Below are 20,180 nucleotides of genomic sequence, written 5' to 3'. Positions count from 1 at the left end.
TAGAGGGTTGCAGCCGGATTGCGTAGGCATTTGAAAGGTTGCTGGGTTGGCGTGGTTAGCAGGGAGCCGCCGCTCCCTCGTCTGCGAATTCAAACCGGTCAGCCGGCCGCGGCATGTGTGTTCCGCAGTTTTTCAGCTTCGGAGGGCTGCGGAGAAGTTTGACCCGCCAGCGGTGGCGATCTTCATCGCTCCCTACCTATCTCAGGACGCGCGGACCCTTTGCCGTGACTTCGACGTCGGATACCTCGACTTTGTGGGAAACGCACGGATCACGTTCGATACCGTCTTCATAGAGGGCGGTCGGTCTGCGGGCATAACGCGGCGAGATGAGGAGCCGGCCCGAAAATGGTAACGATTGGCGGGAAATTCAGGATCGCGTTGGCTTCGGTGGGAACCGCATTATCCGCGTCGAGCCCAAATCGATCCCGATCTTTCTGGACGGGCCGCGCTTGCACGCGACGCGACCCAATTCAAGGTAAGCATTGAACAATTGAGCGAGCTCCAACGCGCTACCGATTAGGCGGTGCATCCGAAAATTGCGGGCTTTCCATAATGATCATGTTGACTCCGCCTTTCGCCCAGCCGACAAGACTGTCGGGCACAAAGGGGATAATTGATGGCTGACCAGAATAATACGGGCTCCACTACGGAGGGCGTCGAAACGAATACCTCGGCACAAAAGCCGGCGCTTAAGAAGCAACGCGCACCACGGCGTCAGAAGGCAACTGCCGAAGCAACGGTAATCGCCTCAGCGAAGTTGCCGAGGGGTCGCAAGAAGAGTGGCGAACACGCTGAAGAAGCGAAGCTGACGCCCGTGGGAACGGAAGTCACCGGCAAGAGCACGAGGAAGGACGCCATCGAGGCAAGGGGCAGAAAGAGGACGGCAAAGCAACCCGGACCAACGGCAAAGGCGACTCTTTCGACGATGGATGAGATGGCAGACCTCATTCACCTCGAGGAAGAGAATAAAAGGCTCCGGAAAGCTATGGCAGAAAAGCTGCGTGCGGAAAACGCCGATCTGCGCAAGCGGCTTGGACTCGATTGATCACCGAGTAACAACAGGACCGGTTGCGAGATCGGCCTCAGCCACTACATTTTCGGTAGGAGAAATTCGCCGGGCTCACGTCATGAGCTTGGACCTGAGGCTGCGGCAACGTCGCAGCGCGGGGGTCACTCGAGGTCGAAGCACAATGAAATCACCATGGAAATTCCTTGCTCAGTTAACGTCGCCGCGACGACCGGCGGAAGTTCGAGAGAGTTCGGCCGGGCATAGTCCCAATTCCAAGCCCAGCGAAAGCGAAGCGCAACAATCGACGGTACTTCCGTTAAATTCAACAGATGCATTCCCCGTATCCGACCGCGCCGAGAACCGACCTTTTGATCTCGGGGCAGCAACGACTTCAAACAGAAGCGAACGCCATCCGGACACCGGGGGAGCACTCTCGACGCCAATCGATGCTGAAGACATCCAAACAGCTGCGCATCAAGAGGTCAGTCGGTCGGGTGCTGAAGCGCATGCGTTGGTGCCGCGAAGCGCAACACGCAAAAAAACCCCGCGAGCACCCTTGGCGAAGCTGTCAGGACGCGCGAAGAATGCCCGAGCCGACGTGGTTTCCCAGAGCAATGCCCCGGGGAACAAGGGTGAAAGTGCGCGATCCTCGCCCTCCCGGGAAGCCTTCTTCGATGAGGTGGCAGTCCTGGACGATGAAATCAGGCGACTGAGAGCCGAGCTGGCCCAAAAGCTCCAGTTGCAGAATATTCAGCTTAAAAGGATGCTTGAGCGATTTGACGTATAGTAGGCGTGGGGACCGGCATTGAGTTCGGGCTTGCGCATTGCAAGCGACCGGTAGACAAAAACGAGCGCCAGCCAGCATGCCGATTGTGGTTGTCTCCGCCGTATGCGGACGACGGCCCTTGCCGCGTGACGAAGGCCTGGGTGCTAACGAACTAACAAGACCCCGGATTGGCGATACCGGCGGATGAGCGCATAGACCGTCCGCTCCGTAAGGCCGAATACCCTTCCAGCTCGTCGCGCAAGATGCGCTGGCGCAGCCGGCAGTTCAGCGAGCGGGCGGATAACTACCACGCTCCGCTTCGCCTCCTCCCACGCGACATCGGACAGACCGATGACGCCTTGTTCCGGGATCAAATCCAAGGCGCCAATTGTCCGCATAACGCATATCGACTACGAGAGGGAGATGGCCTTCGTGGCGATCAATCCGGCAGGCCAGCTTGTAGGCGTTTCTCGCCTCGTGATTGACGCGGGGCGGGAGTGGGGCGACTATGACCTGCTCGTCAGGAGCGACCAACAGCGCATCGGCTTGGGAACGGCGCTCTTGCAGCAGCTCCTGCTGTTCGCACGCGCAGAGGTCTGGCGGAGGTCCGTGGCTCCGTTCTGCGCGGCAACGCAAAGATGCTCGGGTTGTGCCGCAAGCTTGGATTTGAGGTCGCGACCTCATCTGGTGATGCGGGGCTTGAACTAGTGCGCCTCAGGCTTGCCGATCCAAATGCGGCAGGGGGGCGGAACAAGCGTGATCTGTCACAGGACGCCACGAACGGCAGCGGTCATTGCCCGATCCGGCTTGAGAGAGATCAAGGACGAAGGCGAAGAAACAATCTAGCCTGATATTCTGAACAACCGCGGAGGCCGCACATGACTAGTTTGCACATGCCACTTCCATTTTCGCAATTCAGCCCCTTCGGCGCTGCCATTTTGGCAAGCACGAGGTTTCAAGCCGGGTTCGCGGGTGCGGCGCTTCGGTTTCAGATGGAGGGCCTCACGTTCTGGCTCGATCGCATCGAGAAGGACGTCGCGTTTGTCGGCGCCCTGACGGGCGCGCAGGCCGCACCTGACGCATTAGACGTTTTCAATGATTTCTCAGCAGAAATGATCACGGACTATGCGCGCGAAAGCAGCCGAATCTTTGCCGTGGCGGCAAAGGCTGCGAAAGAGACCGAGACAATCGCACGCGGCGAGGCCTTGCGGACGATCGAGGACATCGCAGCCAGTTCGGTTGCTCCCTGACTCGGATTTCGGCGACGTCCGACACCGCTAACTGGGCGTTGCGGCCTCGCCCTCCATGGCTTCCGCAGCCGTGTACATGAGGTCGTGCATCTTTTCGCGAATGAATGCTTCATCGGCAGCCTGGCCGGCGGCATTGAAGTCCACGACAATCTTCCGCAGCAAATCCTGATCTTCCGGTGAGGCGAGGGCCGTTGCCACAACCTCATCCACATAAGCCTCGAGGTCGTTTCGGCCGATTGCAGCGGCAACCCATTCTGCCAACAGGCGGTTTCGGCGGGCCCGAACCTTCAGTGACCGCTCAAGGTCGAGAATGTATTTGTCTTCAAGCGCCCGTCTTCTATCGTCCAAGGATGTCATGTGAAAGCTCTCCTTTTTTCTCGCCACGCGCAAAGGCCGGGTGCGGTCGAGTGTGACCAGATGAAAACAGGACTTGCTTGTGCGCCATGACCTTACCTCCGTTTGAGGCGACTATACGCGCGCGACGGCAAGACGCTTTGATAGCGATCAGGCTCGCTCGTTTGAAAACGCTGTGACAGGGCCTGCCGTTCCCGACTTGTTGTTCGATTGAGCAATTTGGCCGACCGCAAGGACCCCGCTGATGGTGGCCTGACGGATGAGCCACCTCTCTCCGAGGATGAATTATATCAAGGATGACCGTCGCCACTGCAGAAGACGACGGCAGTGTTCGAACCACGCCGAGTGGATACGTATTTCTCCATTTGAGCGATCCGGTCAGATCACGGAAACAGTTCGCACCGTGCCCGCTTCTTTCTTCGTCCAAAGTTTTTCCGTCATCTCCGTCGCAAGCATCATGGACCAGAAGCGCTCGGCCGATTTGCAAACAGACTTGGCAACAGGTTTATATGGGACCATGGTCATTGCCATTATGTTATCCGCTTCGGCTATCGGTGTTGTGAAACGTCCTCGTTTGTTGCCGCAAAGAAGTTTTCCGGACTATGCTTATCTGCCGGGTCGGCAGCCGCATCCGGTGCGTGATCCCGCGGGGCACAGCTATCATGTCGGACCTTTGCCCCTCGCAGCAAAGGCATCGTTGGATTCTGACGCCTTCGCCTGGGGCGAAGATCTCTTCAATCACGGCTATTACTGGGAGGCGCATGAGGCTTGGGAAGGCCTTTGGCAGGTAGCGGAACGCGGCAGTGCAATGCGCATGCTCCTGAAGGGATTAATTCTGGTTTCGGCGGCGGGTGTGAAAATCCGCGAGGGTAAACATGACGCAACCGTACGTCATGCCGGACGCGCCGCCGCATTGTTTCGCCGATTGATGATAGGGCCGCGTCACCCCTTCGCGCGGGCACTTGGCATGTCGCCGGCGGTGCTTGCTGAGCACGTGGAGATAGCCGCGAGAACGCCCGCTGTTTTAGCGTCGACGATGCCGGGACAGCCTGAACCGGTGTTTGATTTTATCCTCGGGCCAAAAGCACGTGCGAGAGGGCAAGCTCACCTTTAACTGTTCTGAACTGCAAGCGCGACTCCGTGTGACCGCAGGGTGAGAAAGGGACGCCGGGGGAGTGCTCGGTGACCCGCTTTTTGGGCGTGCAAAGTCGTCGGAAGAACGAATCAGCTAGCCGTCAGCTGGTCAACAAGTCAGAAGCGCTGTCTCCATCGTCCCTTTGGCTTCTCCGGAACGATCGGCCATTGCGGCCATGAACATCGAAACGGTGTTCCTGCCGTTCCGCTTCGCGTCATAGAGCGCAGCATCGGCACCCTTGAGCAGGTCCTCAAGCGAGAATTCCGACGTTTTGCCATAAGCCACGCCGAGGCTGGCTGTGACGACGTGTCCGTCGCTGAGCCCGCGATGTTGGATACCGAGGGATTCTATCGCCGCCCTTGTCCTTTCCGCCATCGCTTGTGCCGCATCGCGGTCGGCATTGGCCATCAACACGAGGATCTCCTCGCCGCCGAAGCGGAAGGTTTCGCCCGCACTTGCCACTTCGCGCAAAATGCACCGGCAGACGGCGCGGATGCAGTCGTCGCCGTCGATATGGCCGTGAACATCGTTGAAGAGCTTGAACCTGTCGATATCAAGCATGATCACCGCGACCGAAGCGGCGGCATTTCCCCCGCACCAGATCGTATCGCGATTCCGCGCCAGCGAATGGCGGTTGAAAAGGCCGGTGAGTTCATCGCGCTCCGATTTGCGCTCCAGCTCAGCATGCAGCAGGCCGCCGCGCAGCTGATGGAGGAAATTCATCCGATCCTTGTGCTCCATGAAATAGGCACTCATCGCCAGAAAAATGGCGAGGGTAACGTAAAAGGTGACAATTCCGGTATAGGTGACCGCATCAAAGGACCCGTTCAACTTCGTCGTCGTGAATTGCACGATGCACATCAGCACGAGGCCGAGCACGATGGTCGCAAAGCGCGGCCGCAGCGCGATGACGAAAAACAGGAATGCGGCGACATTGCCGTTCTGGTAGACGAACAAGTAGGGACTATGACTGTAGACCGCGACCGACATCGGCAAAAGAACGCCGAGCAACGCGACGGCAATGGATAGCAGGTCGTAGTTCCGTGCGGTCGGCCAGCGCCTCAAGGCCAGCACGCTGAACAACGCAAATGGCGTGAAAATTCCAAACCGCACCGCAACGAGTTCGGAGAACACATCCGGCATCATCGTGGCGTCGCCGAAGAACACCATATCGTAGATCAGCGTGCCGATCAGAGCCCAGATGGCTGCGAGCCTGACCCGGCTTGCCGCATAGTCGCAAAGGAAAGCCGCCTCAACGGTTGGTGTAAAACGTAGCAGCCTAAATCCGTTGCCGATTTGACGATCGACGTCCTCTAGCGTCGCGACGCCCATCATCGACTCTCCGGTTCAAGAAGCAGACTTACGTCTTCGTAACAAAAAAGTCTGAATACGTCCTAAAGAGCTATTATGCGCGCCTCACGTTGTTGGGAATGTCCTGATCCCGAGGCATCCCACTATCTCGCCATCCTAGCGCGAGTCGCGCTGAAGCCAAGTCGCTCCGAGATCTCGTTCGAAGCCGCAAGAAGGCTCTCGAGATACTGCGTACGATTGCGCAATCCGTCTTCCTTTGGCGCAACGAGACAAAGAGTTGCCACCGCTTGGCCGTCGACCTGTTTTACCGGAGCGGCAAAGCAATGGGTAAAATTCTCAACCGCGCTATTGAAGGTAAAATAGCCGTCGATCGCGGCCTGTCTAACCTCGGCTATGAACTTCGCCGGATCAAGGGGATTGCCATTCGGCAGCACAAAGTCATCTGCTGGGATGAAATCGAGAATTTCGCTGTCTGTCAGATGTGAGACGAGGAGCCGTCCAGACGCCGTCCATGGGATCGGCACTAACTCGCCAATGTTGGACGAAATCCGGAAAGGCCTGATTCCCTCCCGCATCATCGCCACGGTATATTTGTTGCCCTCCAATAGGCACATCTGCGCTGTCTCACGGGTTTCGGTGGCAAGACGCACCAGCATCTCTTCGGATTCGCGCATCAGATCGAACTGATCGGCGTAAGCCGTGCCGAGAAAATACAGCTTCCGCCCAACGAAGACCCGCCCATCGCCGCCTTGGTAGTCGAGCATGCCGTGGCGCAAGAGGAGATTAACCAACTCATAGACCGAGGAGCGGGGAGCACCAATTTCAACGGCGATCTCGTTTGGTCTCATCGGTTGACGCTTGACCCGCAGAAACTCAAGAATCTCGAAGGCGCGATCAAGCCCACGCATGCGTCGCGATGTGATGTCCTCTGCGCTGTCGGCCATAATTACCTCGTTCGATGTCGGACACGACCCGTACAGGGCCGCATCCCATGACCTCACGTCCTGTCGGCACGATAGGCGATGCAGTCCACTTCGACTTTGCAATCGACCATCATCCGCGACTGGACGCAAGCGCGCGCTGGCGGGTTTTTCCCGAAGTACTCGGCATAGACCCCGTTGAAGCTCCAGAAATCGCGCGGATCGTCGAGCCAAACACCGACACGCACAACGTCCTCGATTCCATAGCCGGTCTCGTCCAGGATGGCGATCAGGTTTTCGATTGCCTTGCGGGACTGGGGGATAATGCCCCCGCCGATGATTTCGCCCTTCTCCATCGGCACCTGGCCCGATACGTGAAGCCAGCCATTAGCCTCAACGGCGCGGGCAAAGGGCAGGGGTTGTCCGCCAGCCCCGGTTTCTCCGACGCCGTAGCGCTTGATAGTCATACGATCTCTCTTTCTTTTTTGGAAAGCAATGGTCGATCACCTGGTTCCCGTCAGTTGAAACTGGACGTTTTCAGGAACTCGGCCAGCCGCTCGGTCTTCGGGTTTACGAACATCTCTTTCGGAGGTCCTTCCTCACAGATCACACCCTTATTCATGAAGATCACGCGGGAGGAAACCTCGTAGGCAAAGCGCATTTCGTGGGTGACGAGCAGCATGCTCATACCATCGGCCGCCAAGCCCTTGATAACCTGCAAAACTTCGCCGACGAGCTCCGGATCGAGCGCGGACGTGACTTCGTCAAACAGCATCAGGCGCGGGTTCATCGCGATGGCACGGGCAATCGCAACGCGCTGCTGCTGTCCACCGGAGAGCTGGCCGGGGTAGTGATCGGCACGAGACGCGAGACCCACTCGCTCGAGCCACTTTTCCGCGATGGCGCGCGCCTCCTCGCGCGGCATCTTCTTGACCTTCACCAGGCCGAGCATGACATTGCGGGCGGCCGTCATATGCGGGAACAGGTTGAATTGCTGGAACGCCATTCCAGTCAGCGCACGTTGACGCGCGATATCCCGTTCGCTCTTGCGTTTGCGGATCCCACCTGACTGCTCGTAGCCAATCTCTTCACCCTCCAGAAGGATGCGCCCGCCCTGGAATTCTTCGAGCATGTTGATGCAGCGTAGCATTGTTGTTTTGCCGGAGCCCGACGAGCCGATGATCGAGATGACCTCGCCCTGGTGCATGGTCAAATCAACGCCCTTCAGCACTTCAACCGCGCCATACTGTTTGTGGAGCCCCTGAATTTCGAGAAGTACCTTGCTCATGGTTGAGCCCTCACGACGGTACGGCTGTCTTGCGCTCGACATATTTGCCGAAACGCTCGATGCCGTAATTGATTACAAAGTAGAGAAGCCCCGCAAAGAAGTAGAACTGGAGGCTCATGAAATTACGCGAGATGATCTCCTGCGTTCGCAACAGCAATTCGGCCACTCCGATCACCGAAAGAAGCGTCGAGGCTTTGACCATTTCTGCCGCGGTGTTAACCCACGCGGGTAGGAACTGACGCAACGCTTGCGGCCAAAGGACATAGGCAAACGTTTGTCCGAAGGTGAGGCCGATCGCTTTTGCCGCTTCGGTTTGGCCCACAGGAATGGCCTGCAGGCCGCCGCGTACTATTTCTCCGACATGTGAGGAGCAGAAAACTGCCAAGGCGAGCACACCTGCCTGGAACGGGCCGAGTTCGATTCCGACGGTCGAAAGCACATAGTAACTTGCCAGGACGAGCACCAGAACCGGTGTTCCTCGGATGAAGTCCGTGTAAGCTCGGACGATCAGCCGCAGTATGCGATTGCCGTAGACGAGCGCCAGACCGACAAGAACTCCGAGCAGTGACCCGACGATGATCGCAAGCAGCGAGATTGAAACTGTGGCGCCGAGCCCCTTCAGGATAACGAAGCGGGCAATCCAAAGCTGGTCGAGAAAAGGAGAAATGCTTGCCATGGGCATCACCTCGGAACGGCAAGGCGGCGCTCGACGACGCGCATCAGCGCGGCAAGCACAGAGCAGGTTGCAACATAGAGGCCCGAGGCGACAAGCCAGGTCTCGATGACGCGGAAGCTCTCGACGTTGATCTTCCTCGCTTCAAAGGTCAGCTCCGGCACGGCAATTGCGGCTGCGAGCGAGGTATCCTTGAACAAGGAGATGATCGTCGAAGAAAGCGATGGCAATACATTGCGCAGCATAAGTGGTGTGATGATTGAGACGCGAATTTGCGTCGGCGTCAGCCCGATCGCAAGACCGGCTTCCGTCAGGCCTTTTTGAATAGACAGCAATCCGGCCCGGAACACTTCCGCAAGATAAGCGCCGGAGTAGATCGATAGCACGCCGATGAAGCTCTGGATCTTGCCGAGCCGAACGCCCAGCTGCGGCAGGGCAAAGAAGGCGAAGAGAACGAGGACGAGAATCGGCAGATTCCGAATGATCGTGACATAGAGCGCAGCCGGTCTCTGCACCCAGCCGCTTTTCGATGTCAATGCAAAGGCAACGAGGAGACCGAGCGCTGCACCGATGGCGATGGAAACGAAAGCCAGGCCGAGACTGAGCAGCAAGCCTTCCAGGAGTTGATCGAAGCTGCGCCAGACGGCGGCGAAATTAAGCGTATAACCCATGGCGCAGTCCTGCAATCAAGGGCGAGGAAAGGACGGAAGGAGACCTTCCGTCCTAGACGATTTTACTTATATTCAACCGGAAAACCGATCTGCGGCGGCGTGAGATCCTTGCCAAACCAAGTCTTGTAGGACTTGGCATAGAAATCGAACTCGACACCGGTCATTGCTTCGTGCAGGGCGGTGTTGACGAAGTTCAGCCAGTCCTGATCGCCGCGCTTGACGCCGCAGGCGTAGCTTTGTGGATTCCAGCCATAGCCCGCGTCCTTGTAGCGGCCACTGTTCTGCGTCATGTACCAGGCAAGCGAGGACTGGTCCGTCGCAACCGTATCGGCGCGGCCGGATTCCAGCGCCTGATAGATGAGGTCCACCGATTCATACTGGTCCACTGTCGCTTCCGGGAGAGCGGCATGAACCATCGATTCCGCATAGACGTTCTGCAGCACTGAGACAGTCACGGAAGAGCCCGCAGCCTTAAGTGCAGCATAATCTGCATACTTGCCATCAGACTTCAGCATCAGGCCCACGCCCTCGCGGTAGTAGGGAATCGTGAAAGCAACCTGTTGCGCGCGTTCGCCCGTGACGGTCATGAATTGGCAGGTGAGATCCACCTTATCGGTCGTGATGTTCGGAATGCGGGCGTCGGACGACTGGTTGACGAACTCGATCTTGTCGGGATCGCCGAAGAGCGCCTTGGCCACGATGCGGCCCATATCGATGTCAAAGCCCTGGAGCTTGTCGTCGGCACTCTTGAAGTGCCAAGGCGCGTTGGTGCTGCCGGTACCCATGACCAGATGGCCACGGGACAACACTTCATCGAGCCTGCTCTTTGCCTCTTGAGCAGCGGCCGGCATTGCGGAAAGGACGAAAGCGGTGGCCAGCGAGAGCGCGCTGGTGCGCAGTGAGATGGTCATGATGTTCCCCTGATGAACAGTTCGTTCTTTTGATGTCCAATATATCGGACATGAGTCCGCTTTATCGGATTGACGTAGTGAGCGCCAAGATGCATAGATTGTCAAGGGATGATGTATGGTGAGAAGCGCGGTTCAGATTCAGACGAGTTCGATCAGCACTCAGTGGAGCACTTTTGAGCATGGCAACGATGTCATTTCATGGGCTGAATACACCCGTCGTTCTGGTCGATTTGGATATTGCTGATCGCAATATCCGTCGATTTCAGAACTATGCGGATGCACATGGTTTGAAGGTGAGGCCACATATCAAAACGCATAAGCTTCCCGCCATTGCAGAGATGCAGTTGCGGGCAGGTGCGATCGGCATCACCTGCCAGAAGCTATCTGAAGCGGAAGCTATGATTGCGGGCAGCCCGGAGATTAGGGATGTTCTGATCACCTACAACATTCTGGGTGCGGAAAAACTGAAGCATTTGAAAATCCTGGCCCGCAAGGTCGCGTTGAGTGTTGTTGCCGACAACGAGACTGTCATTGATGGACTCTCGTCCGCTTTTGCAAGTGAGCCAACGCCGCTCAGGGTCCTTGTCGAATGCAATACAGGCGCAGACCGTTGCGGCGTCGCAAGCCCGGAGGAGGCGTTGTTGCTCGCGCATAAGATCGCCGCCGCACCCGGCCTCGTGTTTGGTGGGTTGATGACATACCCCCCGGTGAACGGCGCTGAGGCAGTTGAAAGCTTCATGATGCAAGCGAAAGCTCGCATTGAGGCAAGTGGCCTCGCAGTCCCGGTGATTACCTCCGGAGGAACCCCTTCAATGATGGACGCAGCCGAAGCGCCCGTAACAACGGAATACCGACCGGGCACCTACGTCTATAACGATCGATCGCTCGTTTCACGCGGTGCCTGCGGTTGGGAAGACTGCGCGCTGACGGTGCTGGCTACAGTTGTGTCGGTTCCATCAAGCAATCGAGCAATTATCGACGCCGGCTCGAAGGTGCTTACCTCCGATCTGCTTGGACTTTCTGGTTACGGACATGTGGTCGGTCGGGACGATATCGTAATAGATCAGCTTTCTGAAGAGCACGGGCGGCTGGTTGCCGACGGGCTAATTGGCCTGAATGTTGGTGACCAAGTCCGGATCGTCCCCAATCACGCTTGCGTTGTCTCCAATATGGTTGACCGTCTCGTGGTGGTGAGCGACGGCTTCCAACAGCCGGAGATCTGGCCGGTGGTTGCGCGCGGACAGATTGTTTGAAACGCCGGTCATGCAAGACCGCCCCTTTCGTACGAGGTCGAGAAGAATTCTCAATCAACCACGCAGGTCGGAAAACAGGCTTTCCGTCATTGTGATTGTGGACGACATCAATGGCGTTGAATCTCCTGATAGGGAAAACCTCGGCCCTTCCGAATCGACTAAATGTGCCGACGTTAATTAGCATTCGACATTGATAATCGAAGTGCATTGCTGCCTATTTAACGGTGTCAGCAACCAGAGGGTGCTTCAGCTTCTCCACTAATCTTTGAACCCGGGCATTGGGCGGTGCATCCCAAAACGGCGAGCCATCCATAACCATTGTGTCAAGCGTCGACAGTCCGAAAGGCTCCGGCCATTCTCGTCGCGGAAATCGAAGGTCGCTGCAATCGGCAGGGGCTCCGGAATACCCCTCGATTCAATCAATAGGTAGGCGAACCGGTTCTGTTCAGCCGCGCACCTCATTGAGCAGGTCATCGCGTAACGTGCAACAAATACAGCCCTTGGTCATCTCCACCAGCCGCTCCTGCGTGTGGGGGACAGGGTCGCGCCACCATCGCGTACGACAGCGGCGCCGCCGACCGAAGGTGATCCTTTTTGTGGCATGCGGGAGCTTGAAATTTCCGGTTCCAATCGCAGGAGAAACTGGACGTCGCGGCTAGTTTGGCCCGATCGGCCCGCTAAGAGTCTGCGTGCCGGCGCCTCACACTTCGAACAAAGATCCAGACAAAGACCACTACGACGGGTACAGACACTCCCAATGCAACGGATGACATTGTCTCGGAGAGGCCATGGCTCAAGGCCTTCGCTGCGTAACTGAGTAGGCCTATGATATAGTAGGAAATGGCCGCGACCGAGAGGCTCTCAACCGTTTGCTGGAGCCGGAGCTGAAGCTTTGCTCGTCGATCCATCGACGCAAGGAGTGCGGTGTTCTGGCGTGCGAGACCTACGTCAACCCAACTGCGCAGCAAATCTGTCGTCCTCGAAAGCTTGAGCGACAGATTTCCCTGGCGCTCTTCGAGCGACTTGCACGTGCGCATGGCCGGGGCAAGCCGCCGTTCCAGGAAGGAACCCAATGTCTCGCCGGCAATCGGCTCCTCGCCGAGCGAGGCGATGCGTTCGCTTACGATCGAGTCATAGGCTTTGCTGGCTCCGAACCGATAAAGCGACTGGGCCGCGTTTGCCTCTAGTTCCGATGCCAGCCTCGTTATTTCGGTCAGCATTCCATCGGCGCTCTCCCACACCTGGCCCCTCATTTCCTGTGTGACTGCGCCCAGAGATTCTTCGATCTGCCGTATCTCTGGGGATAATGACTGGGCCAGAGGTAGAGCCAGTGTTGCAAGAGTGCGGTAGGTTTCGATGTCAAGGAGGCATTGCACCGTGGCGCCGCGACCGAGGTCGGTGAGACCGCGGTCGATGAGCAACATGCGGGTCAGACCATCGCCATCCTGCCGAAAATCGGTGGCGACCTCCGCCATACCACCGCGAACGCGGCTTCGACACAGACTTGCGATGTCAAATAACGCCAGCGCGTTTTCTGCCGCTGCCCCCTCCGGCCAAATCTCGAGCCTGATACCTGAGATTAGGCTACCTGGAGCGCGGAAGTTCCCTCCAAAGGGATGACGTGGAATGGCTCCTCCGAATTCCGTCGCTGCAGGCCCGTCCCAGAACCATGTCGAGAACTCCGTGTGTCTTTCCCAGCGCAACGTCCCTTGGCCCCATTGCACTGCGCAATGTCTAGAGGCTCGATCTGGCACCGCCGCCCCTTGGGAGCGTGCAAGATCCTCGATTGCCTCTTGATGGCTGGCGTGGCCAGACTCCATCAAAAAAGCCAGTTGAAGGATCACCCGCGGGCACGTAACTGCCACGAACGGGCGCGCGTGGATCTCGCCCAGCGCCTGGCTGCGGTTTTCCGCAATTGGGAACGAGAGCCGTGCAGGGGAGCCGATACTGCTCGATGTCGCCCGTGTTTTCGCCACCTATCTCTCCCCTCCAACTTCGTCGACTTGATGATCTAGGTCGGCGGGATCTTCATAGACCGGGACGGCACCGGCATCCTCGAGCTTCGCAGTATATGGTCTCACTTCCCGCTCTCCAATTGGCACTGACAGACGCCGGCGCGGCGAGATCATCAGTCTCGCATAGCCGCAGGTCGACGCTGACGACAGCGGCCTGAGACTTCAAGAGAGCAAGGAAGGTGCACCGGGTCAAGTTCAGTCGAACGAGTTGCTCACGCACAGCAGCTGGCGCAATTAACGATAAGGCAACCGGCTGCGGCCGATCTTGAGAATGTCGACCTGATGCACGTCTTCGGGAAAGGGCGACAGGCTTAGGAAGCCGGACCGCTTGGCTGCGATTGCTGATGAAAACCGTGGCATTGGTCATGGCGTACCTCCGGCATATCCACTTGGGATAGACCAAACTTCGCAACTCTTGAATTACAGGGGCGTCGCGCTTCGGGCCACGCTCTACTTGCCGCCTATGGCGGCCTGCGAAGGCGGGATCGGGCAATTGACCGGCGGCACTGCGGCACGGCGTGGCAACGGCAGTTGCGCGCGACACGACGAGCGGCGTGCCCGCAAGCAGGGCAGGCTGCAAGGGGCGGTCGTCATTGCACCTGCTCGCTCATCGCAGTTTACTCAGATCCACTGGACGATTGTTGATGATCGCTTCCATTGAAAAGAAGCCTGTCACCGTCGCAAGGTCGAAATTCGTGATCAGCTTCTGATAGAACGCATCGTAGCCGGACATGCCTTTCGTCACGACCTTGATCAGATAGTCCCACTCCCCGCCAATCCGATAGAAATCGATTACCTCCGGCAGCCGTTCGACATGAGCACGGAAGCTTTCACTCCACTCCTTTGAATGGTGGCGAGTGCGGATCATCACGAAGACGGTCAGGTCGAGCCCAAGCGCTTGGAGGTCGATATCGCTGTGCGATCCACGTATCAGACCGAGCGAGTGGAGGCGCTGGAGCCGCCGCCAGCAAGCATTTTGAGACAGTCCGACCTTTTCCGCCAAATCACGCTGCGAGAGGTTCGCGTCGATCTGCATGGCCGTCAAAATCTTCATATCAAATGTGTCGACTTTATTTAAAATATCGATCATGTGACACGTCTTTTGCGAAAATTGGCAGAAAATAAGTGATTTTTCTCACGGTGGAGCAGATTACAATCTGTGTCAATATCCCGAGCCAAGGAGAATGACCGTGGAAGCCGTTCGCCCAGCGACAAGTCAGACCGCAACCCCTCTTTCCAGGTTCCGCCAGAGTCTGAGAAATGCGGGCGTGACTGCCGACCTTAGAGATGGACTCGTCGGCGCGACCGCGAAAATAGCCGGGCCTTACGGGGAAAAGGACCTGGTTTACGCCGACTATGTCGCATCAGGCCGCGCACTCCATCAGATCGAGCACTTCGTCCTGGAGGAGGTGCTTCCCTATTACGCCAACAGTCACACGGAAGCTTCTTACTGCGGAGGTTTCATGACCCGGATGCGGCGGGAGGCACGCGCGCTGATCGGCGGGTTCTGCGGTGCCACCGAACGGCATGCCGTGATCTTCACCGGCTCCGGCGCGACATCGGGGATCAACCGCCTCGTCAAGCTGTTCGGTGTTGCCGAAGCTGCCGCCGCGGGCAAGCGCCCCCGGATCATTATCGGCCCCTATGAGCATCACTCCAATATTCTGCCCTGGCGGGAGAGCGGAGCAGAGATCGTTGAGATCGCCGAGCATGGGTCCGGCGGGCCTGACCTGTCCCTTCTCAAAGAGGCGCTGGGGGACGGATCGCCAGATCTGACGATATGCAGCCTGTCTGCTGCATCGAATATCACAGGCATCACCAGCGATGTCGCGACAATCACAGCGATAGTGAAGGCTGCCGGTGCAAAGATGATTTGGGACTACGCGGGCGCAGGCCCCTATGTGCCGATTTCCATGTCGCCCGCCACTGATGCGGAGATCGACGCCATCGTTGTCTCACCTCACAAATTCATCGGCGGTCCCGGCGCCTCCGGGATCTTGATCCTCCGTCGAGACGCGCTTTCGACGAATAAACCGTCGTGGCCAGGCGGCGGGACGGTGAAGTTCGTCTCGCCGAAGACGCATGATTACAGTGACAGTCTTGAGTCCCGCGAGGAAGCCGGCACGCCGAACGTGGTCGGCGACATACGTGCCGCGCTGGCCTTCATCGTCAAGGATGCGATCGGGCTTGATACGATGGTAAGGCGCAATCGCGAGCTTGCGCAGCGTGCATTCAGCGCTTGGAAGGCCGTGCCGCAACTGGAGCTCCTCGGTCTATCCGACCCCGACCGGCTGCCGATTTTTTCCTTCCGGGTGAAAAACGCAAAGGGCGGGTATGTCCACCAGCAGTTGATCACGCGCATGCTGAGCGACCGGTTTGGTATCCAGGCCCGCGGTGGCTGCGCCTGTGCCGGACCATACGTCCATCGACTGTTGTCGATCGATGACCAGCAGTCCGAGGAGATAAGGCAAGCCATTCTCTTCGGAGAGGAGATCAAGAAACCCGGCTTCATCCGGCTGAATTTCAGCGTTCTGCTGCCGGACGAGAAGGTACAATTCATTCTCGATTCAGTGGCGCAGATCGCGGCCGACGCAACGACCTTCGAATCCGACTATGACGTCGATCCGCACCGGGCTAGATTCTTTCCGCGAGCCGCAGCCACAGAAGGCACAGCCTATGCGAAAGCCTGAAGTCGCTGGGTTCTACGATACTCGCACGGGCAGTATCCAGTATGTCGTTGCATGCCCGAGTACGCGTAAATGCGCCATCATCGATCCAGTGCTCGACTTTGACGAAAAGTCTGGCTCGACAGCAACGACAAATGCGGACCGTATCCTTGACTATGTCAACAGCCACGATCTGACGCTCGAGTGGATTCTGGATACCCATCCGCATGCCGATCACTTTTCGGCTGCACGTTATCTCAAGTCACGCACCGGCGCGCCGACAGCGATCGGCGAGCATGTGACGGAAGTGCAGAAGATCTGGCAACAGATCTATAACTGGCCGGATCTCGCCTGCGACGGCTCACAATGGGATCGGCTGTTTTGCGACGGCGAGACATTCAACATCGGTGAATTGCAAGCCCGCGTCATGCATTCGCCAGGACATACATTGGCGTCGATCAGCTATGTCATCGGCGATGCAGCGTTCATTCACGACACACTTTTCATGCCCGATTGCGGCTCTGCCCGCGCAGATTTTCCAGGCGGCAGTGCAGCCAGCCTGTGGCACTCAATTCAGGACATTTTGAGCCTACCCGACCAAACCCGCCTCTTCACCGGGCACGACTATATGCCGGGGGGGCGCCAGGCTCTGTGGGAGAGTTCGGTCGCGGACCAGAAGGAAAAAAACCCGCACGTGGCCGGCCAATCAGAGAGGGACTTCATCAGGCTTCGAGAGACCCGCGACAGGACATTGCCGATGCCAAAGCTCATCTTGCATGCGCTACAGGTCAATATCCGTGGAGGGGAATTGCCTCAGGCCGAGGAAAATGGCCGGCGTTATCTGAAGATCCCGCTCGACGCGCTGCCAGGATCGGTCTGGGGTTCGTAACGAAGTGGATGGTTCTCTCCAGCAGCTTTTACTCGCGATCGGTTCAGGATCGCTGATCGGATGTACGCTCGGTCTGATTGGCGGAGGCGGGTCGATCCTCGCCACGCCCCTGTTGATCTACGTCGTCGGGATGCGCGATGTTCATATGGCGATCGGCACCGGCGCCCTTGGCGTTTCGGTCAACGCCTACCTCAACCTGGCCGGTCATGCCATTAAGGGCCACGTCTGGTGGCGATGCGCCGTTATCTTCGCGATCACCGGGTCACTCGGCGCCTATTTGGGTTCGAGCCTTGGAAAGATCGCCGAGGGGCAAAGCTTGCTCTTCATGTTCGGCCTATTGATGATGTTCGTCAGTGTTGTCATGCGAAAGACGAGGAGCCAGCCAGATGTCACAGCACAATCGCTGACGATCCGGACGCATGGGAAGACGAGCTTGGTTGCGTTTGTAACCGGACTGAGCTCGGGCTTTTTCGGAATAGGCGGTGGCTTCCTCATCGTCCCGGGCCTCTTACTTTCCACCGGCATGCCCCTCATCAATGCGGTCGGCACGTCACTTCTCGCTGTCGGCACTTTCGGTCTGATGACGGCCGCAAACTATGCCGCGTCTGGCTTTGTAGATTGGCTGACCGCTGGATACTTTATTGCCGGCGGCATTGGTGGCGGAATTGTCGGCACCATAGCCGCCAGTCGGCTGGCAACCCATCGAAACGCACTTGCCCAGATCTTCCGGTGGGTCGTCTTCTGCGTCAGCCTTTATGTTTTATGGCGCAGCTACGCCGCATTTTAGTGCTGCTCGCATCCGCATACAAGAAACCAACCTGACGCTTCCTGTCCGCTAGCACGCGAGCATGCCCTAACAGGATCGTGTTCGCCAGCCCGGGCGTCACTGCACCGCGCCCATGACCTTCCCCTCCGCACGACCCGTTTCGGCGCAGTCCCAGCGCCTCGTGGTCCTCTCGAACGGGAAGATCCGTCCATCACTGGGCGGATTTGACCCCCTCGATCAGGGAGGTGATGTTTCCGAGCTGCCCGCCGTTCGTTGTCACGGAGAGAAACGAATGGCCGATCCTTTGGGCGGCGTTTCGATTTTCTCCTGATGCCGGAGCTCAGCAGGCGCATGACCTGTTGACGCAGCCAGCCGTAGCCGTTCTGCCTCGCAAAGCCCGGATCGGGCGGACCGGGAATCGAGATCGGCTTCATCCCGAGCCTGATCTCCAAGGTTGGGGGAGAATATCAGGTGGCTGGCCGTCGCGACAGACTTTCTCGTTGAAGGCAACAATCGATGAGCCGATGGCGCCCCGTCAGAACCGGCGCCAAATCCGATTGGACTACGCCGCAAAGGCGCCTATCTTCAGAGTTGCCGTCTTCCAATCCTGGAACCCTCGACCGATCGACACGCCAACCAGCACGGGCACCCATCCATGACCAAAGGCTCTGATCTTCTCGTGGCCGCACTTGAGAACGAAGGTGTCGACCGCATCTTCGGCATTCCCGGCGAAGAGAACCTCGACGTCGTCGAGTCCATCCGCAAATCGTCAATCCAGTTGGTGCTCACCCGCCACGAACAGGCGGCCGCGTTCATGGCTGCGACCTACGGCCGCCTGACGGGAAAACCGGGGGTGTGCCTGGCGACGCTTGGGCCGGGTGCATTGAACCTTTCGACGGGTGCGGCATACGCGCTGCTCGGCGCGATGCCGATGGTGATGATTACCGGTCAGAAAGGTATCCTGTCGTCTCGCCAGGCCCGGTTCCAGGTGGTCGATGTCGTTGCCTCGATGAAGCCGCTTACCAAGCTCGCAAGGCAGATCGTATCGCCGCAGATGATCCCGACGACGGTCAGGGAAGCGTTCCGGATTGCGCAGGAGGAAAGGCCAGGCCCCGTTCACCTGGAGCTCCCGGAGGACATCGCCGCCGAGGAATGTCAGCCGATGGCCATGGTCGCGCCGCATCAGCTCGAGCTGCCGACCGCAAGCAATGCGGCGCTTGATCGCGCCGCCGCCCTCATCACTGCAGCGAAACGTCCGCTGCTGATGTTCGGCGCCGCTGCCTCGCGCCCGCGCTCGACGTCCGACATTGCGCAGTTCGTCTTGCGCACCCGCATCCCGTTCTTCACGACCCAGATGGGCAAGGGCACGGTTCCAGGCGGGACCGAACTTTATATGGGCACGGCCGCGCTTTCGGAGCGGGACTATGTCCATGAGGCCATCGAGCAGGCCGACCTGATCATTACCATCGGCCACGATACGATCGAAAAGCCGCCGTTCATAATGGGTAAGGGCGGCCCTCATGTCGTCCATGTCGGATACCAGCCGGCGACCGTCGAACAGGTCTATTTTCCACAGTCGGAGGTGATCGGCGACATCGGGCCGTCGCTTAAGGCGCTTGCCGATCGCATTGAAGGCCGGCTCCCGAACGCCCAGGCACTGCTCCACCTCAGGGAGCGTATCCTCGAGCGCATCGCGGCCCGCGCCACCGAGGACCGCTTCACGCCCCAGCGCCTTGTCCACGACATCCGTGAGGTGATGCCGCACGACGGCATCCTCGCGCTCGACAACGGCATGTACAAGATATGGTTTGCCCGGAATTATCGGACGAAGATGGCGAACACGCTGCTGCTCGACAACGCGCTTGCCACGATGGGAGCAGGGCTGCCCTCGGCCATGGTCGCCTCGATGCTCCACCCCGATCGCCGTGTCATGGCGATCTGCGGCGACGGCGGATTCATGATGAACAGCCAGGAACTCGAGACGGCGGTGCGCATGAAACTGAACCTCGTCGTCCTCGTCATCGAGGACCGTGCGTACGGAATGATCCGCTGGAAGCAGGCCGTCGACGGGTTCCCTGACTTCGGCATGACGTTCGCAAATCCCGACTTCGTAAAATATGCCGAGTCCTACGGTGCGAGCGGGACCAGGGTCGATGACATCGGCCAGTTCGAACAGGTTCTCGAAAATGCGTTCTCCGGCGGCGGCGTGCATCTGGTGACCGTCCCGGTCGACTACTCGGAAAACGAACGGGTGCTGGTGAAGGAGCTCCGTGAACGGCTCCCCGCGATATTGGAGATCTGAG

20 protein-coding genes and 3 pseudogenes are annotated in these 20,180 nt (G+C 58.3%); 10 read left to right on the top strand and 13 right to left on the bottom strand.

Going from position 1 to position 20,180, the window contains the following annotated elements; genetic code table 11:
- The first annotated feature begins 616 nt into the window (after window positions 1–616).
- The 4 genes from N2599_RS31670 (at window position 617) to N2599_RS31650 (ending at window position 3,025) form a co-directional block, all read left to right on the top strand.
- Complete coding sequence (locus N2599_RS31670) at window positions 617–1,045, top strand: hypothetical protein (protein WP_027509146.1); 429 nt, start codon at window positions 617–619, stop codon at window positions 1,043–1,045.
- A 145-nt stretch (window positions 1,046–1,190) separates the two neighbouring features.
- Window positions 1,191–1,796: a hypothetical protein gene (locus N2599_RS31665; RefSeq protein WP_027509147.1), complete on the top strand. Its 606-nt coding sequence runs from the start codon at window positions 1,191–1,193 to the stop codon at window positions 1,794–1,796.
- Window positions 1,797–2,126: 330 nt separating this feature from the next.
- Window positions 2,127–2,483 (top strand): GNAT family N-acetyltransferase, encoded by a 357-nt coding sequence (locus tag N2599_RS31655; RefSeq protein ID WP_027509148.1) that lies wholly within the window; start codon window positions 2,127–2,129, stop codon window positions 2,481–2,483.
- Window positions 2,484–2,653: 170 nt separating this feature from the next.
- Complete coding sequence (locus N2599_RS31650) at window positions 2,654–3,025, top strand: hypothetical protein (RefSeq protein WP_156915240.1); 372 nt, start codon at window positions 2,654–2,656, stop codon at window positions 3,023–3,025.
- A 27-nt stretch (window positions 3,026–3,052) separates the two neighbouring features.
- Here the strand turns inward: N2599_RS31650 and N2599_RS31645 are convergent, their stop codons facing one another.
- Window positions 3,053–3,382, bottom strand: coding sequence for an ATPase inhibitor subunit zeta (locus N2599_RS31645; protein ID WP_037141398.1), 330 nt, complete (start codon window positions 3,380–3,382; stop codon window positions 3,053–3,055).
- A 256-nt stretch (window positions 3,383–3,638) separates the two neighbouring features.
- Between N2599_RS31645 and N2599_RS31640 the strand changes: the two genes are divergently transcribed.
- Window positions 3,639–4,493, top strand: a complete 855-nt coding sequence (locus N2599_RS31640; RefSeq protein WP_245209220.1) for a DUF309 domain-containing protein — start codon at window positions 3,639–3,641, stop codon at window positions 4,491–4,493.
- A gap of 129 nt (window positions 4,494–4,622) precedes the next feature.
- Here the strand turns inward: N2599_RS31640 and N2599_RS31635 are convergent, their stop codons facing one another.
- From N2599_RS31635 to N2599_RS31605, 7 genes are all read right to left on the bottom strand, one after another.
- The gene (locus tag N2599_RS31635; RefSeq protein WP_244914726.1) at window positions 4,623–5,849 is read right to left on the bottom strand and encodes a GGDEF domain-containing protein; all 1,227 of its coding nucleotides are present in this window, start codon (window positions 5,847–5,849) and stop codon (window positions 4,623–4,625) included.
- A 119-nt stretch (window positions 5,850–5,968) separates the two neighbouring features.
- The gene (locus N2599_RS31630; protein ID WP_027509150.1) at window positions 5,969–6,769 is read right to left on the bottom strand and encodes an IclR family transcriptional regulator; all 801 of its coding nucleotides are present in this window, start codon (window positions 6,767–6,769) and stop codon (window positions 5,969–5,971) included.
- 53 nt (window positions 6,770–6,822) lie between these two features.
- Entirely contained in the window at window positions 6,823–7,212 is a 390-nt protein-coding gene (locus tag N2599_RS31625; protein WP_027509151.1) for a RidA family protein, read from the bottom strand.
- 50 nt (window positions 7,213–7,262) lie between these two features.
- On the bottom strand, window positions 7,263–8,033 hold the full coding sequence (locus tag N2599_RS31620) for an amino acid ABC transporter ATP-binding protein (RefSeq protein ID WP_027509152.1): 771 nt from the start codon (window positions 8,031–8,033) through the stop codon (window positions 7,263–7,265).
- A gap of 10 nt (window positions 8,034–8,043) precedes the next feature.
- Window positions 8,044–8,715 carry an amino acid ABC transporter permease gene (locus tag N2599_RS31615; RefSeq protein WP_375714142.1) on the bottom strand — a complete coding sequence of 224 codons (672 nt, stop codon included), beginning with the start codon at window positions 8,713–8,715 and terminating at the stop codon, window positions 8,044–8,046.
- Window positions 8,715–9,377: an amino acid ABC transporter permease gene (locus N2599_RS31610; protein ID WP_027509154.1), complete on the bottom strand. Its 663-nt coding sequence runs from the start codon at window positions 9,375–9,377 to the stop codon at window positions 8,715–8,717. Before N2599_RS31610 ends, N2599_RS31615 begins: the two co-directional genes overlap by 1 nt.
- A 62-nt stretch (window positions 9,378–9,439) precedes the next feature.
- On the bottom strand, window positions 9,440–10,288 hold the full coding sequence (locus tag N2599_RS31605) for a transporter substrate-binding protein (RefSeq protein ID WP_027509155.1): 849 nt from the start codon (window positions 10,286–10,288) through the stop codon (window positions 9,440–9,442).
- A 188-nt stretch (window positions 10,289–10,476) separates the two neighbouring features.
- Here N2599_RS31605 and N2599_RS31600 point away from each other — a divergent pair, with 188 nt between their 5' ends.
- Window positions 10,477–11,541, top strand: a complete 1,065-nt coding sequence (locus N2599_RS31600) for a D-TA family PLP-dependent enzyme (RefSeq protein ID WP_027509156.1) — start codon at window positions 10,477–10,479, stop codon at window positions 11,539–11,541.
- Between the two features lie 324 nt (window positions 11,542–11,865).
- Here the strand turns inward: N2599_RS31600 and N2599_RS31595 are convergent.
- The 4 genes and pseudogenes from N2599_RS31595 to N2599_RS31580 form a co-directional block, all read right to left on the bottom strand.
- Window positions 11,866–12,111 (bottom strand): annotated as a pseudogene (locus tag N2599_RS31595) (GTP-binding protein); the annotation flags it as partial.
- A 107-nt stretch (window positions 12,112–12,218) separates the two neighbouring features.
- Window positions 12,219–13,487, bottom strand: a complete 1,269-nt coding sequence (locus N2599_RS31590) for a DUF3422 domain-containing protein (RefSeq protein ID WP_027509157.1) — start codon at window positions 13,485–13,487, stop codon at window positions 12,219–12,221.
- 315 nt (window positions 13,488–13,802) lie between these two features.
- A pseudogene (locus tag N2599_RS31585) lies at window positions 13,803–13,923 on the bottom strand (AbrB/MazE/SpoVT family DNA-binding domain-containing protein); the annotation flags it as partial.
- 240 nt (window positions 13,924–14,163) lie between these two features.
- Entirely contained in the window at window positions 14,164–14,646 is a 483-nt protein-coding gene (locus N2599_RS31580; protein ID WP_027509158.1) for an Lrp/AsnC family transcriptional regulator, read from the bottom strand.
- Between the two features lie 94 nt (window positions 14,647–14,740).
- Between N2599_RS31580 and N2599_RS31575 the strand changes: the two genes are divergently transcribed.
- The 3 genes from N2599_RS31575 to N2599_RS31565 are packed head-to-tail and all read left to right on the top strand — an operon-like array spanning window position 14,741 to window position 17,898.
- A complete protein-coding gene (locus N2599_RS31575; RefSeq protein ID WP_051336493.1) occupies window positions 14,741–16,246 on the top strand; it encodes an aminotransferase class V-fold PLP-dependent enzyme in 1,506 nt (501 codons plus the stop codon).
- Window positions 16,233–17,111: an MBL fold metallo-hydrolase gene (locus N2599_RS31570; RefSeq protein WP_027509160.1), complete on the top strand. Its 879-nt coding sequence runs from the start codon at window positions 16,233–16,235 to the stop codon at window positions 17,109–17,111. The genes N2599_RS31575 and N2599_RS31570 overlap by 14 nt, the downstream gene beginning before the upstream one ends.
- A gap of 4 nt (window positions 17,112–17,115) precedes the next feature.
- Window positions 17,116–17,898, top strand: coding sequence for a sulfite exporter TauE/SafE family protein (locus N2599_RS31565; RefSeq protein WP_027509161.1), 783 nt, complete (start codon window positions 17,116–17,118; stop codon window positions 17,896–17,898).
- Between the two features lie 96 nt (window positions 17,899–17,994).
- On the opposite strand, the pseudogene N2599_RS37985 reads toward N2599_RS31565, so the two are convergent.
- Window positions 17,995–18,314: pseudogene (locus tag N2599_RS37985) on the bottom strand (zinc-binding dehydrogenase); the annotation flags it as partial.
- A gap of 218 nt (window positions 18,315–18,532) precedes the next feature.
- On the opposite strand from N2599_RS37985, the gene N2599_RS31560 reads away from it, so the two are divergent.
- Window positions 18,533–20,179: an acetolactate synthase large subunit gene (locus tag N2599_RS31560; protein WP_027509162.1), complete on the top strand. Its 1,647-nt coding sequence runs from the start codon at window positions 18,533–18,535 to the stop codon at window positions 20,177–20,179.
- The last annotated feature ends 1 nt before the right edge of the window (window position 20,180 follow it).

It is taken from the genome of Rhizobium sullae (genome assembly GCF_025200715.1).
Lineage (GTDB): Bacteria > Pseudomonadota > Alphaproteobacteria > Rhizobiales > Rhizobiaceae > Rhizobium > Rhizobium sullae.
The sequence above is the reverse complement of the archived record's forward strand: the minus strand, read 5'-3'. Positions and strand labels throughout refer to the sequence as shown.

Excerpts from the sequence above, each read along its gene's own strand:
- N2599_RS31670 (WP_027509146.1), top strand. The coding sequence starts at position 617 with ATGGCTGACCAGAATAATACGGGCTCCACTACGGAGGGCGTCGAAACG.
- N2599_RS31665 (WP_027509147.1), top strand. The coding sequence starts at position 1,191 with ATGAAATCACCATGGAAATTCCTTGCTCAGTTAACGTCGCCGCGACGA.
- N2599_RS31655 (WP_027509148.1), top strand. The coding sequence starts at position 2,127 with ATGACGCCTTGTTCCGGGATCAAATCCAAGGCGCCAATTGTCCGCATA.
- N2599_RS31650 (WP_156915240.1), top strand. The coding sequence starts at position 2,654 with ATGACTAGTTTGCACATGCCACTTCCATTTTCGCAATTCAGCCCCTTC.
- N2599_RS31645 (WP_037141398.1), bottom strand. The coding sequence starts at position 3,382 with ATGACATCCTTGGACGATAGAAGACGGGCGCTTGAAGACAAATACATT.
- N2599_RS31640 (WP_245209220.1), top strand. The coding sequence starts at position 3,639 with ATGAGCCACCTCTCTCCGAGGATGAATTATATCAAGGATGACCGTCGC.
- N2599_RS31635 (WP_244914726.1), bottom strand. The coding sequence starts at position 5,849 with ATGATGGGCGTCGCGACGCTAGAGGACGTCGATCGTCAAATCGGCAAC.
- N2599_RS31630 (WP_027509150.1), bottom strand. The coding sequence starts at position 6,769 with ATGGCCGACAGCGCAGAGGACATCACATCGCGACGCATGCGTGGGCTT.
- N2599_RS31625 (WP_027509151.1), bottom strand. The coding sequence starts at position 7,212 with ATGACTATCAAGCGCTACGGCGTCGGAGAAACCGGGGCTGGCGGACAA.
- N2599_RS31620 (WP_027509152.1), bottom strand. The coding sequence starts at position 8,033 with ATGAGCAAGGTACTTCTCGAAATTCAGGGGCTCCACAAACAGTATGGC.
- N2599_RS31615 (WP_375714142.1), bottom strand. The coding sequence starts at position 8,715 with ATGCCCATGGCAAGCATTTCTCCTTTTCTCGACCAGCTTTGGATTGCC.
- N2599_RS31610 (WP_027509154.1), bottom strand. The coding sequence starts at position 9,377 with ATGGGTTATACGCTTAATTTCGCCGCCGTCTGGCGCAGCTTCGATCAA.
- N2599_RS31605 (WP_027509155.1), bottom strand. The coding sequence starts at position 10,288 with ATGACCATCTCACTGCGCACCAGCGCGCTCTCGCTGGCCACCGCTTTC.
- N2599_RS31600 (WP_027509156.1), top strand. The coding sequence starts at position 10,477 with ATGTCATTTCATGGGCTGAATACACCCGTCGTTCTGGTCGATTTGGAT.
- N2599_RS31580 (WP_027509158.1), bottom strand. The coding sequence starts at position 14,646 with ATGATCGATATTTTAAATAAAGTCGACACATTTGATATGAAGATTTTG.
- N2599_RS31575 (WP_051336493.1), top strand. The coding sequence starts at position 14,741 with ATGACCGTGGAAGCCGTTCGCCCAGCGACAAGTCAGACCGCAACCCCT.
- N2599_RS31570 (WP_027509160.1), top strand. The coding sequence starts at position 16,233 with ATGCGAAAGCCTGAAGTCGCTGGGTTCTACGATACTCGCACGGGCAGT.
- N2599_RS31560 (WP_027509162.1), top strand. The coding sequence starts at position 18,533 with ATGACCAAAGGCTCTGATCTTCTCGTGGCCGCACTTGAGAACGAAGGT.